The sequence below is a fragment of the Asanoa sp. WMMD1127 genome (assembly GCF_029626225.1).
Taxonomy (GTDB): domain Bacteria; phylum Actinomycetota; class Actinomycetes; order Mycobacteriales; family Micromonosporaceae; genus Asanoa.
In genome coordinates this window covers 3,661,164-3,673,188 of record NZ_JARUBP010000001.1, presented here as the reverse complement: position 1 = coordinate 3,673,188, position 12,025 = coordinate 3,661,164, and the positions used below count along the sequence as shown (strand labels likewise).

At 72.6% G+C, this 12,025-nt stretch carries 13 protein-coding genes; all 13 read right to left on the bottom strand.

Features of this window, described 5'->3' with window-relative positions:
* Positions 1–228 precede the first annotated feature (228 nt).
* Positions 229–498, bottom strand: coding sequence for a 30S ribosomal protein S15 (gene rpsO, locus O7635_RS17510; protein ID WP_089254609.1), 270 nt, complete (start codon positions 496–498; stop codon positions 229–231).
* Between the two features lie 128 nt (positions 499–626).
* Entirely contained in the window at positions 627–1,553 is a 927-nt protein-coding gene (locus tag O7635_RS17505) for a bifunctional riboflavin kinase/FAD synthetase (RefSeq protein ID WP_278081498.1), read from the bottom strand.
* Between the two features lie 14 nt (positions 1,554–1,567).
* Positions 1,568–2,449 (bottom strand): tRNA pseudouridine(55) synthase TruB, encoded by an 882-nt coding sequence (gene truB, locus O7635_RS17500; RefSeq protein ID WP_278085508.1) that lies wholly within the window; start codon positions 2,447–2,449, stop codon positions 1,568–1,570.
* Positions 2,450–2,484: 35 nt separating this feature from the next.
* A complete protein-coding gene (locus tag O7635_RS17495) occupies positions 2,485–3,786 on the bottom strand; it encodes an MATE family efflux transporter (RefSeq protein WP_278081497.1) in 1,302 nt (433 codons plus the stop codon).
* A 449-nt stretch (positions 3,787–4,235) separates the two neighbouring features.
* Positions 4,236–4,454 (bottom strand): DUF6186 family protein, encoded by a 219-nt coding sequence (locus tag O7635_RS17490; RefSeq protein WP_278081496.1) that lies wholly within the window; start codon positions 4,452–4,454, stop codon positions 4,236–4,238.
* Positions 4,455–4,467: 13 nt separating this feature from the next.
* Positions 4,468–4,875 carry a hypothetical protein gene (locus O7635_RS17485; protein ID WP_278081495.1) on the bottom strand — a complete coding sequence of 136 codons (408 nt, stop codon included), beginning with the start codon at positions 4,873–4,875 and terminating at the stop codon, positions 4,468–4,470.
* A 32-nt stretch (positions 4,876–4,907) separates the two neighbouring features.
* Positions 4,908–5,942 (bottom strand): bifunctional oligoribonuclease/PAP phosphatase NrnA, encoded by a 1,035-nt coding sequence (locus O7635_RS17480; protein WP_278081494.1) that lies wholly within the window; start codon positions 5,940–5,942, stop codon positions 4,908–4,910.
* The gene (gene rbfA, locus O7635_RS17475) at positions 5,939–6,415 is read right to left on the bottom strand and encodes a 30S ribosome-binding factor RbfA (RefSeq protein WP_278081493.1); all 477 of its coding nucleotides are present in this window, start codon (positions 6,413–6,415) and stop codon (positions 5,939–5,941) included. The genes O7635_RS17480 and rbfA overlap by 4 nt, the downstream gene beginning before the upstream one ends.
* 104 nt (positions 6,416–6,519) lie before the next feature.
* Positions 6,520–6,813 carry a DUF503 domain-containing protein gene (locus O7635_RS17470; RefSeq protein ID WP_278081492.1) on the bottom strand — a complete coding sequence of 98 codons (294 nt, stop codon included), beginning with the start codon at positions 6,811–6,813 and terminating at the stop codon, positions 6,520–6,522.
* Between the two features lie 61 nt (positions 6,814–6,874).
* Positions 6,875–9,859 carry a translation initiation factor IF-2 gene (gene infB / locus O7635_RS17465; RefSeq protein ID WP_278081491.1) on the bottom strand — a complete coding sequence of 995 codons (2,985 nt, stop codon included), beginning with the start codon at positions 9,857–9,859 and terminating at the stop codon, positions 6,875–6,877.
* Between the two features lie 82 nt (positions 9,860–9,941).
* On the bottom strand, positions 9,942–10,289 hold the full coding sequence (locus tag O7635_RS17460; protein WP_347405286.1) for a YlxR family protein: 348 nt from the start codon (positions 10,287–10,289) through the stop codon (positions 9,942–9,944).
* A gap of 11 nt (positions 10,290–10,300) precedes the next feature.
* Entirely contained in the window at positions 10,301–11,338 is a 1,038-nt protein-coding gene (gene nusA / locus O7635_RS17455; RefSeq protein WP_278081490.1) for a transcription termination factor NusA, read from the bottom strand.
* Positions 11,335–11,952: a ribosome maturation factor RimP gene (gene rimP, locus O7635_RS17450; protein ID WP_278081489.1), complete on the bottom strand. Its 618-nt coding sequence runs from the start codon at positions 11,950–11,952 to the stop codon at positions 11,335–11,337. The genes nusA and rimP overlap by 4 nt, the downstream gene beginning before the upstream one ends.
* Between the last annotated feature and the right edge of the window lie 73 nt (positions 11,953–12,025).

Genomic DNA, 12,025 nt, shown 5'->3' with positions numbered 1-12,025 from the left:
GATGCTCCTTCAGTCGTGGCACGGCTCGACCCGCGAGGGGGAGCTGCTCAGACGTCCGGTCTTCGATCGAAGCGCCCGGGGAGGCCGGCAGTGCCGGCGGGCCCGGGGGCCACTACCGAGGACCGGTGCGTCGACAACTCCCGATCGCCGACGGTCAAGCTGGCCCGTTAGATGACTCGATGAAGTTGTGGAGCGGGGGAGCGACCGACGGTCACTCCCCCGCGCGCGTCATCGCCGCAGACCGAGGCGCTCGATGAGCGCCCGGTAGCGGCTGATGTCGGTCTTCTGCAGGTAGTTGAGCAGCCGCCGCCGGCGGCCGACCAGCAGCAGCAGGCCACGCCGGCTGTGGTGGTCGTGCTTGTGCACCTTGAGGTGCTCCGTGAGGTCGGCGATGCGCTTGGTCAGCACGGCCACCTGGACCTCCGGCGAACCGGTGTCGCCCTCGGCGGTCGCGTACTCCGCGCGGATCTTGCTCTTCTGCTCCTGATCGAGCGCCATGATCTCCTGCGTTCTGTGATGGTGACGAACCTCGCACCCGCGGCGTCGTGCAGGCACGCGAGGCCGGGCGTCGGTTAGCCGACGTCGCTACCAGGCTACCAGCCCGGCATCGATCCGCCGCCGGCACGTCACTCGGCGAGCACCCGCCGGGCCTGGGCGACGTCGTCGTGCATCTGCGTGACCAGCGGCTCGACACCGTCGAACTTCCGCATCTCACGCAGCCGCTCGACGAAGTCGAGGGACACCCGCTCGCCGTAGAGGTCGCCGTCGAAATCGAGGATATACGCCTCGACGCGCCGTTCCCGACCCGAGAAGGTGGGATTCGTCCCGATCGAGATGGCGGCCGGCAGCCGCTCGCCCCGGCGCAGCAGCCAGCCCGCGTAGATGCCGTCGGCCGGCACGGCGGCGTAGCGGTGCACGCTCAGGTTGGCGGTCGGGAAACCGATCGACCGGCCCCGCTGGTCGCCGCGGATCACGATGCCCTCGAGCCGGTGCGGCCGCCCGAGCGCCGCGGCCGCCGCCCGCACGTCGCCGGCGTCGATGCAGCTGCGGATGTAGGTCGAGCTGAACACCGTGCCGTCGGAGGACACCAGCGGCGCGCCCTCGACCGCGAACCCGAAGGTGCGCCCGAGCCGCTCGAGCAGCGGCACGTCGCCGGCGGCCTTGTGCCCGAAGCGGAAGTTCTCCCCCACCACGACCAGCGCCGCGTGCAGCTTCTCGACCAGGGCGTCGTGCACGAACTCCTCGGCCGACAACCGCGAGAAGTCGGGTGTGAACGGCACGACGCAGAGCACGTCGACGCCGAGCGCCTCGATCAGCTCGGCCTTGCGCAGCGGCTCGGTCAGGATCGCCGGATGCGAGCCGGGCCGCACGACCTCGGCCGGATGCGGGTCGAAGGTCACCACGACGGACCGTACGCCGAGATCGTTGGCCCGTTTGACCAGGTGACCGATGATCGCCTGGTGCCCACGGTGCACCCCGTCGAACACACCGATGGTGATGGCGGACCGCCCCCACCCGCCCGGTGCGGCCTGATAACCCCGCCAGCGCTCCATACCCGGAAGCCTAATCAGCTCGCCGCCAGGACGATCTCCGGCTTGGCTTTGTCGCCCCGCTCACGCACGACTGCCAGCAGGTCGCCGGCCGGACCGAGCACGGCGTACGGGCCGGCGATCCCGGCGGCGACCAGCGGCCCGCCGTGCGAGAGCGTGCGGGCCTCGTCGGCCGTCGCGTCCCGGGTGGGCAGGAACCGGCGGGCCGCCTCGGCCATCGGCAGGTTGACCACGTCGGGCGCCACGGCTTCGAGCTGCTCGAGCGTGCGGGCCTCGGCCAGGGTGAAGCCGCCGACGGCGGTGCGGCGCAGCGCGGTCAGGTGGCCGCCGACCCGCAGCGTCGCGCCGACGTCGCGAGCGATCGCCCGGATGTAGGTGCCCGACGAGCACGTCACGTCGATGTCCACGTCGACCACGTCGCCCAGCCGCCGGACGCCGAGCACCTCGAGCCGGGAAATGGTCACGCGACGCGCGGCCAGGGCGACCTCCTCACCACCCCGCACCCGCTTGTACGCCCGCTGGCCGTCGACCTTGATCGCGCTGACCGCGCTGGGCACCTGGTCGATCTCGCCCCGCTGCTCCCCCAGCGCCGCGTGGATGGCGTCGTCGGTGAGCGCGCCCGCGGAGGCGGTCGCCACGACCTCGCCCTCGGCGTCGTCGGTCACCGTCGACTGCCCGAGCCGGATCGTCGCCGCGTAGGACTTCTCCGCCCCGATCACGTACGTCAGCAGCCGCGTGGCCTTGTTGACGCCGATCACCAGCACCCCGGTGGCCATGGGGTCCAGCGTCCCGCCGTGGCCGACCCGACGGGTCTTCGCCAGCCGGCGCACCCGGGACACCACGTCGTGGGAGGTCATCCCGCCCGGCTTGTCGACCACGATCAACCCGTCACCCGTCACGGCGCTCAAGCCTGCCAGATCAGCGAACGGCGGCGTCAGCGGACGGCGCCGACCACCGCCCAGCCCCCGGTCCGCAGCCGCATCAGCAGGGCCACGCAGCGCACGACCACGAAGAGCGTCAGCCCGGCCCAGATCCCGGCCAGACCCCAGTCCAGGACGTACGCGGTCCAGATGGCCGGCAGGAAGAAGCCCAGTGCCGCCACCACCGTCAGGTTGCGTAGGTAGCGCACGTCGCCGGCGCCGATCAGCACTCCGTCGAGGGCGAACACAAGGCCGGCCACCGGCTGCATCGCGACGAACCACGGCCAGGCCACGCCCGCCTGGTCGAGCACGGCCGCGTCGGAGCTGAACAGCCGCGGGACCACCCCGGCTCCGGCCGCGATCACCACCGCGAAGACCACGCCGCAGACGACGCCGATGAACCCGATGCGCCGGGCCAGCGCCCGCGCGCTCGCCGCGTCGCCGGCGCCCAGGGTGGCGCCGATCAACGACTGCGCGGCGATGGCCACGGCGTCGAGCACGAGGGCGGTGAAGAACCACAGCTGCATCGCGATCTGGTGGCCGGCGACCGTGGCGGTGCCGAACCGGGCCGCGACCGTGGTCGCCGACAGGAAGCTCAGCTGGAACGCGCCGCCCCGGATCAGCAGGTCGCGGCCCATCCGCAGCTGTTCGCCGATCACCCGGACGTGCGGGCGCCAGGAGATCCGCTCGCGGAGCAGGGCGACCGCGAAGCACACGCCGGCGACGGTCTGCGCCACCACGTTGGCGATCGCGGAGCCGACCAGGCCCAGCCCGGCCGGATAGACCAGCAGCGGGCACAGCGCCGCTGAGAGGAGGTTGGCGCCGAGCACGAAGGACAGCGGGCGCCGGGTGTCCTGGACGCCGCGCATCCAGCCGTTGCCGGCGGCGGCGAGCAGCAGGCCGGGCGCGCCGATGGCGGCGACCCGCATCCAGAGCGCGGCCTCGCCGGCGATCTCGGGGTTGCCGGCCAACGCGCGGGCGAGCGGACCGGCCGCGAACTGCATGCCGATCGCGATCACCACACCGGCGCTGAACGCGAGCCAGGACGCCTGCACGCCTTCCTCGACCGCGGCTGCCCGGTCGCCGCTGCCGAACCGGCGGGCCGCCCGCCCGGTGGTGCCGTAGGCCAGGATCGTGCCCAGCCAGGCGGCCATCGTGAGGACCGTGCCCCCGACGGCGACGGCGGCCAGCGGGACGCTGCCGAGGTGCCCGACCACGGCGGTGTCGACCAGCACGTAGAGCGGCTCGGCGGCCAGCACGACCAGGGCCGGCAGGGCCAGGCCGGCGATCCGGCGGGAGGTGACGGCGGTGTCCATCGGGAGGCATCCTGACACGCCGCACGTAAGGATCGCAACGCCGACACGTGCCTTACGCGGAAAGCGCCCCCCACGCACAAGGACCTGTTGTCGTGGTTCGGCCGATCGGCGAACCGCGACAGCAGGTCCTTGGGGCAGTGCCTCTTGGGAAACCCTTACTGACGGGTGTCCATCGACGTCTGCAGCGCCCGGCGGGCGGCCTCGCGCTCCTCGTCGCTCTGCTTCTCGTGCTTGCGCTTGCTCATGGACATGGTCCTTCCAGGGCAGGACGTGCGGGTAATCGCTCGACCGCCAACGCCGGGATCGCCGGCGTGGAACGCGTCGCTGCGTCAAGCCCGGGTCTGGTGTGACCCTGGAGGCTGCACGACGGGTTACCGCCGTGTCACCCACCCAAGCTAACGTTCAGGTCCCATGGTTCGCGCGTCGTTCCCACCAGGCGGAACGATCGTTCAGCGCGCGAAGAGGTGCCAGCCCAGCCACCACCAGAAACCGAAGAACCCGATCCGCCCGACCGGTACGCGGCCCACCTCGTAGGCGATCGCGTGCGCGCAGACCTCGCCGAGCGTCGGGGTGGTCGAGCCCTTGCGCCGGGCCAGCACCTCGACCACCGCACAGGCCACGATCGCCACGAGGAAGCCGCTGATCGCGATGGCCCGCGTCAAGCTCATGCCGCCGCCCCGCTCATCGCCGCACCAGCGCCCAGAAGCTGGTCAGCCAGGCGAAGTAGCCCGCCGAGCGGATGAGCTCGTCCTTGAGCAACGGGTCGGCCAGCCGCGAGAACGTCGGGAAGTCGGGCGTCGAGCCGAGCAGGAAGGTGCTGCCCTCGAAGACGCCGAAGATCCCGATCGGCACCAGCCACCAACTGGTGCCCCGGCCCAGCGGCGGTGGCAGCGGCCGGCGTGCCCGGCCGGAGACGCCGAGCCAGAGCATCGCCCCGCCCAGGCAGATCGTGTAGACGTTGGCCCGGGTCGTGTAGGACGGCAGCTGACCGCCGATCAACGAGAGGAACCCGAGCACCGGCAGCGTGACCACCGCGCGGTCCCAACCGCGAGGAGCCTCGGCCGCCAGCTCCGTGCCCGACTCCTCCATCTGACGATTGTGGCCGCCCCGGGCGACAGAAACTACCCCAGCTGAGCGCGGATGGCCTCGATGACGTCGTCGACGGTGCCGCGGCCGGTGAATCCCGCGGCCAGCTTGTGGCCGCCACCGCCGAGGGCGACCGCCACCCGGCTCACGTCGACGCCGCCCTTGCTGCGCATCGACACGGCCCACTCGGCCGGAGCGACCTGCTTGACCACCAGGCTGACGTCGGCCTCGGCCGCGCACCGCACCGAGTCGATCAGCGGCTCCAGCACGTAAGGCTTCTGCTGGTGGCGGGCCAGGTCGTCGAGGGTCGCGTAGGTCCACACCAGACCCCGGCCGCCGGCCGCGGCGGGCTCCAGCGTCGCCCGGCCCAGCACGTCGCCGTAGAGCCGGACCGCGCCGAACGGGCGGGTGTCGAAGACGCGGCGGGAGATGTCGCCCGGGCTGATGCCGGTGGCCAGCAGGCGGGCGGCCATCTCGTGCACGGACGGCGTGGTCATCGCGAAGCGGAACGATCCGGTGTCGGTGGCCAGCGCGACGTAGAGGCACTCGGCGATCTCGGCGTCGAGCGGCACGTCGAGCCGGCGCAGCAGCTCGTCGGCGACCACCGCGGTGGCGGCGGCCTCGGGGTCGACGATGTTGACGGTGCCGAAGCCGGGATTGGAGGCGTGGTGGTCGAGGACGACGGCCGTGCCCCCGGTGGCGAGGCGGTCGACCAGGCCGCCGAGCCGGGACGCGCTGGCGGCGTCGAAGCAGAGCACCAGGTCGGGCGCCGGCTCCGCGGCCGCCTCCGGCACGAGCAGGTCGAGCCCGGGCAGGGCCAGGAACGGCTCGGGGACGTCCGGCGGGCCGGGGAAGGTGGCCTGGAGGTTGGCGACGCCGAGGCGGCGCAGGCCGAGACCGAAGGCCAGCATGCTGCCCAGCGCGTCACCGTCGGGGTTGACGTGGCAGATGAGCAGCACCTTGTCGGTGGGGCGCAGGGCGCGCACCGCCGCGACGGCGGCGGCCCAGTCGGCGTCACCCGGTCGCGTGGGTGCGCCGGCGGCCACCGCCGTGGCCGAGAGGTCGGTCACCGGCGGTCCTCCATCGGGGCGTCGTTGGCGACCTCGTCGTCGTCCTCGTCATCGTCGTCGTCGAGCTTGTAGGGCTGCGCGTCGCCCGCGTAGGTGGCGCCGGCGGCCAGCCGCTGAACCTCGGCGTCGGCCGTGCGGGCCCGCTCGAGGAGGTCGTCGATGTGCTTGGCCTGGTCCTGCACGTCGTCGTGGATGAACGTCAGGGTCGGCGAGTGGCGCAGCCCGAGCGCCTTGCCCACCGTGCTGCGCAGCAGGCCCTTGGCGCTGTCGAGGGCGGCCGCGGTGCCCGACTGGGCCGCCGCGTCGCCGAGCACCGTGTAGTAGATGGTCGCGTCGCGCAGGTCGGCGGTGATCCGGGCGTCGGTGATCGTGATCATGCCGAGCCGAGGGTCCTTGATCTGGGTGCGCACCACCGAAGCGACCAGTTCCCGCACGCGCTCGGCGTGCCGGCGCACCTTGGCCGGGTCCGTCATCTCGTCACCTCCGCCGTCCTGCCTACGCTCAGACACTACCCGCGTCGCACCCCGGCGATCGGACCGCCGGTGGCCCGTCACCCGGGCACGACAGCCCACTACCGTCAGTCATCTTCACCGTGCAAGCGGCGCTTCGCGGACAGCAACTCGATCTCCGGGCGGCCGGCCACGAGACGCTCGCAGGAGTCGAGCACCCGGTCGACGTGACCGGCGTCGGGGCCGACCACCGCGACCCCGATCTCGGCCCGCCCGTGCAGGTCGAGCGCGCCCACCTCGGCGGCCGACACCTCGAAGCGCCGCAGGGCGGCGACGATCGGCCGGACGTAGGAGCGCTTGGCCTTGAGCGAGCGGGAGTCGCCCGGCAGCAGGACGTCGAAGACAGCGGTTCCGGTGAACATCGGCGCACAGCCTAAACGGGGCGGGCGGCCGCAGCCACCCGCCCCGTCGGTCAGCCGCTGATCAGCGCGGCTTCTCGCGCATCTCGAAGGTCTCGATGACGTCGCCGACCTGGATGTTGTTGTAACCAGCCAGGGTCAGACCACACTCGAAGCCCTCGCGCACCTCGGTCGCGTCGTCCTTGAACCGCTTGAGCGAGCTGATCGTGACGCTGTCGGCCACGACCGCGCCGTCGCGGAGCAGGCGCGCCTTGGCGTTCCGGCGAAGGAGACCGGACCGCACGATACAACCGGCGATGTTGCCGACCTTGGACGAACGGAAGACCTCGCGGACCTCCGCCGAGCCGAGCTCGACCTCTTCGAACTCCGGCTTGAGCAGGCCCTTGAGCGCGGCGTCGATCTCCTCGATGGCCTGGTAGATGACGGTGTAGTACCGAATCTCCACGCCCTCGCGGTCGGCCGTCTCGCGGACCTTGTTGGAGGCCCGCACGTTGAAGCCGATGATCGTGACCGCCTCGGTCGAGGCGCTCGCCAGCATGACGTCGCTTTCGGTGATCGCGCCGACGCCCCGGTGGATGATCCGCAGTTGGACCTCTTCCGGAATGTCGAGCTTGAACAGCGCGTCCTCGAGAGCCTCGACGGAACCCGAGACGTCGCCCTTGAGCACCAGGTTGAGCGAGGTCTTCTCGCCCTCCTTGAGCTGCTCCATGATCGTCTCGAGCGTGGCGCGGCCGCGGGAGTTGGCGAAGCTCGCCGCCCGCCGCCGGGCCTGCCGCTGCTCGGCGATCTGGCGCACCGTGCGGTCGTCCTCGGCCGCCAGGAACGTGTCGCCGGCGCCCGGCACGGCCGTCAGGCCGAGGACCAGGACCGGACGCGCCGGACCCGCCTCGTTGACCGGCTTGCCGTTCTCGTCGAGCATCGCCCGGACGCGACCGTGCGCCCCACCGGCCACGATGGAGTCGCCGGCGCGGAGCGTGCCCTTCTGGACCAGCACCGTCGCCACCGCACCGCGGCCCTTGTCGAGGTGGGCCTCGATCGCGACACCCTGGGCCGGCCCGTCGATCGGAGCGGTCAGCTCCAGCGACGCGTCGGCGGTCAGGATGACGGCCTCGAGCAGCTCCTCGATGCCGATGCCCGGCTTGGCCGCGACGTTGACGAACATGGTGTCGCCGCCGTATTCCTCGGCCACCAGCCCATATTCGGTGAGCTGCTGGCGGACCTTGTCGGGGTTCGCCTCCGGCTTGTCGATCTTGTTGACCGCGACCACGATCGGCACGTCGGCCGCCTTGGCGTGGTTGAGCGCCTCGATGGTCTGCGGCATCACGCCGTCGTCCGCCGCGACCACGAGGATCACGATGTCGGTCACCTGGGCACCACGGGCACGCATGGCGGTGAACGCCTCGTGGCCCGGGGTGTCGATGAAGGTGACCGCACGCTCGTCGCCCTCGTGCTCGACGTGCACCTGGTAGGCGCCGATGTGCTGGGTGATGCCACCGGCCTCGCCCTCGACGACGTTCGCCTTGCGGATCGCGTCGAGCAGCTTCGTCTTACCGTGGTCGACGTGGCCCATGACGGTCACCACCGGCGGACGGCTGACCAGCCGGTCGTCGGCGACCTCGGCGTCGAGGTCGATGTTGAACTGGGCCAGCAGCTCGCGGTCCTCGTCCTCGGGGCTGACGATCTGCACGTCGAAGCCGAGGTGCTCGCCGAGCAGCAGCAACGTGTCGTCGGAGCACGACTGCGTCGCCGTCACCATCTCGCCCAGGTTGAACATCTCCTGGACCAGCGAGCCCGGGTTGGCGTCGATCTTGTCAGCGAAGTCGGAGAGCGACGCGCCGCGCGACAGCCGGACGATCTGCCCGTTGCCCCGCGGGGCGCCCGAGCTCATCGTCGGCGCGGACAGGTTGTCGAACTCTTGACGCCGCTGCTTCTTCGACTTGCGACCGCGGGTCGGCTTGCCACCCGGACGCCCGAAGGCGCCCGCGGCGCCACCGCCGCGACCACGACCGCCACCACCGGGACGACCGGGCGCACCGGCGCCGGCCGGACCGCCGCCGCCACCGGGACCGCCGCGGTAGCCACCGCCACCGCCGCCGCCACCGGGACCGCCGCGGTAACCACCGCCACCGCCGCCGCCACCGGGACCGCCGCGGTAACCACCGCCACCGCCGCCGCCACCGGGACCGCCGCGGAAGCCACCGCCGCCGCCACCGGGACGACCGGCGCCACCGCCGGGACCGCCGGGACGACCGGCGCCGCCACCCGGACGACCGGGACGCTGCGTCGGCATGGACGCCGGGCTGGGCCGCGGCGGCATCGACGCCGGGCTCGGCCGGGGCGGCATCGACGCCGGGTTGGGCCGCGGACCGCCGCCGGGCGCGTTGCCCTGGCGCGTGCCACCGCCACCACCGGGGGTGATGCCGAACGGGTTGTTGCCACCGCTGCGCGCCGGCGGACGGTTGGGGCCGGGCCGCGGACCGCCGCCCGGCGTGGGGCCGGGGTTGGGTCGGCTGGCCGGCGAACCGGGCCGCGGCGGGACACTGCCCGGACCCGGACGGGGCCGGGCGGGCGCGCCGCCGTCGGTCGGGGGCTCACGCCGGACCTGCTCGCGCTCCTGGGCACGGGCCTCCTGCGCGGCCTTGACCGTGGCTTCCTGCTCCGCCTTGAGCTGCGCGGCGCGCTGCTCGGCGGCCGCCACCTCGATGTCGTGCGCGCTCGCCGGCTTGGCGACCGGCGTGGGCGGCGGGCCCGGAATCGGGCCCTTGGGCCGCGCCGGCGGGGCCGTCGGCCGGCGGGGCGGTGTTGGTTTGGCCGAGATCCTCGGCTCACTGGGCGCCGGACGGCCGTTGCCGGCCGCGGGCGGCGCGGACGGCGCCGGGGCCTGGGAGCCCTCGACGAACGCGCCGCGCAACCGGCGGGCGACGGGCGCCTCCACCGTGCTCGACGCGGACTTCACGAACTCGCCCATCTCCTTGAGTTTGGCGAGAACGGTCTTGCTGTCGACCCCGAGCTCTTTGGCTAGCTCGTGTACGCGGGCCTTGCCTGCCACTGCACTCCTCACTCCGAGGCCGTGCGGGCAGCACCCGCAGCGACCTCACTCGTGCACTTGAAGCCTGGTCATTTCTGGGACTTCATCGTGTGCTCATGTCGGTCGTCCTACCCTGCTGCTGCGACACCCGCCCGGTCGGATGATCGGGCGTGATGGTTGACGCGTGAATGTGCTCGGCCAGCTCGCCGGTGTCAGCGACACCAACTTTACGTAGCGCCCGCCCGAAGGCATGGCGTTTGCACGCTAGCGCGAGACAAGCCGGATCGGGGTGCATATGCGCGCCCCTCCCCGGCAGTCTGCGAGTCGGATCGGGTCGTAGTCGGTAATGATCTCCGTCGCCGACCGCGACGAACCGCAGTAGCTCGTCGGCTGGCGCACGTTGCCGGCAACCCACACAGGTGCGCACCGGCCGCGCACGTCGAGCCGTCACCAAGTCTACCCCTAAGCCCCTGCGGGCGCTCCGCCCGGCTCAGTTGCGTGATCCACACCCCGCTCCTCGGCGGCCGGCTCGCTGTCGGACCGGATGTCGATCCGCCAGCCGGTGAGCCGGGCCGCCAGGCGGGCGTTCTGCCCTTCCCGGCCGATCGCCAGCGACAGCTGGTAGTCCGGAACGGTCACCCGGGCGGTGCGGGTCGCGGCGTCGACCACCTCGACCCGCAGGGCCTTGGCCGGCGAGAGCGCGTTGCCGACGAACTGGGCCGGGTCGTCCGACCAGTCGATGATGTCGATCTTCTCACCGTGCAGCTCGCTCATCACCGCGCGGACCCGCTGGCCCATCGGCCCGATGCAGGCGCCCTTGGCGTTGACACCCGGCACGGCCGCGCGTACGGCGATCTTGGAGCGGTGGCCGGCCTCGCGGGCGATCGCGGCAATCTCGACGCTGCCGTCGGCGATCTCCGGCACCTCGAGCGCGAAGAGCTTCTTGACCAGGTTGGGGTGGGACCGCGAAAGGGTGATCTGGGGGCCGCGGAAGCCCTTGGCCACGTGGACGACCACGCAGCGGATCCGCTGGCCGTGCCCGTAGACCTCGCCGGGGACCTGCTCCGACTGCGGCAGCACGGCTTCCAGCTTGCCCAGGTCGACCGTGACGATGCCCTTCTCGGTGCGCGCCTCGTGCGCCTGGATCACGCCGGTGACCAGGTCACCGTCGCGGCCCACATATTCCCCGAAGTGCACCTCGTCGGTGGCCTCGCGGAGCCGCTGCAGGATGACCTGTTTGGCGGTCATCGCGGCGATTCGCCCGAAGTCGTGAGGGGTGTCGTCCCACTCCCGGACGACCGAGCCCCCCTCGTCGAGCTCCTGGGCGTAGACCAGCGCGCCGCCGGTCTTGCGGTCGATCTCCACCCGGGCGTGCGGCTCGGCGCCCTCGGTGTGCCGGTAGGCGGTCAACAGCGCGGTCTCGATCGCCGCGAGGATCGTCTCGAACGGGATCTCCCGCTCGCGCTCCAGTGCGCGCAGCGCCGCGAGGTCGATGTTCATCGCTCCTCGTCCTCCACTCCGTCCTCGTCGTCCTCGTCGTCCTCGTCGTCCTCGTCGGCGAACTCCGCGAGCTCGTCGTCGGCGACCTCGTCGGCCCGGCTGAACTCGACCTGCACCCGGCCGGGGCCCAGCTCGTCGTGGGCGATCGCCGTGCGCTCGCCCGCCACGTCCAACATGACACCCGCGTCGTCCACGCCGACCACCCGACCGGTGATCGGGCCGACCTTGACCAGCCGGCCGATGTTGCGCCGCCAGTGGCGCGGCAGGGTCAGCGGCCGGTCGACGCCCGGCGAGCTGACCTCGAGCTGGTATTCGCCGGCCACGAGCTCGTCACCGCTCTCCTCGACGGCGTCGAGCGCGGCCGAGACCGCGCGGGACACGTCGGCGACGGCGTCGAGGTCGAGGCCGCCGTCGCGGTCGACCACCACCCGCACCACGAACCGCCGGCCGGCCCGGGAGATGGTGAGGTCCTCCAGGTCGTAGCCCGCGTCCTGGACGACCGGCTCGACCACGGTGCGGAGGCGGGCCCGGCGCGCGGCCAGGTCGCCTCGGGGCGCCGCCGGGCGGGGCCCGGGCGCGGGCCGTCCGCCGGCCGCTCGGCTCCGCTGTGCCATCGTCACCCCTCCACGTCCGTGCCGTCACGCCATGCCGTCGAGCCACCGGACCCGCGTCCGGTGGCTGCGCAGA

What these genes read in the sequence shown, in the direction of transcription:
- O7635_RS17490 (WP_278081496.1), bottom strand. Translation starts at nt 4,454, where the DNA reads ATGAGCTTGACGCGGGCCATCGCGATCAGCGGCTTCCTCGTGGCGATC.
- O7635_RS17495 (WP_278081497.1), bottom strand. Translation starts at nt 3,786, where the DNA reads ATGGACACCGCCGTCACCTCCCGCCGGATCGCCGGCCTGGCCCTGCCG.
- rbfA (WP_278081493.1), bottom strand. Translation starts at nt 6,415, where the DNA reads ATGACGGACCCGGCCAAGGTGCGCCGGCACGCCGAGCGCGTGCGGGAA.
- O7635_RS17505 (WP_278081498.1), bottom strand. Translation starts at nt 1,553, where the DNA reads ATGGAGCGCTGGCGGGGTTATCAGGCCGCACCGGGCGGGTGGGGGCGG.
- rimP (WP_278081489.1), bottom strand. Translation starts at nt 11,952, where the DNA reads ATGGCACAGCGGAGCCGAGCGGCCGGCGGACGGCCCGCGCCCGGGCCC.
- O7635_RS17470 (WP_278081492.1), bottom strand. Translation starts at nt 6,813, where the DNA reads ATGTTCACCGGAACCGCTGTCTTCGACGTCCTGCTGCCGGGCGACTCC.
- rpsO (WP_089254609.1), bottom strand. Translation starts at nt 498, where the DNA reads ATGGCGCTCGATCAGGAGCAGAAGAGCAAGATCCGCGCGGAGTACGCG.
- O7635_RS17485 (WP_278081495.1), bottom strand. Translation starts at nt 4,875, where the DNA reads ATGGAGGAGTCGGGCACGGAGCTGGCGGCCGAGGCTCCTCGCGGTTGG.
- nusA (WP_278081490.1), bottom strand. Translation starts at nt 11,338, where the DNA reads ATGAACATCGACCTCGCGGCGCTGCGCGCACTGGAGCGCGAGCGGGAG.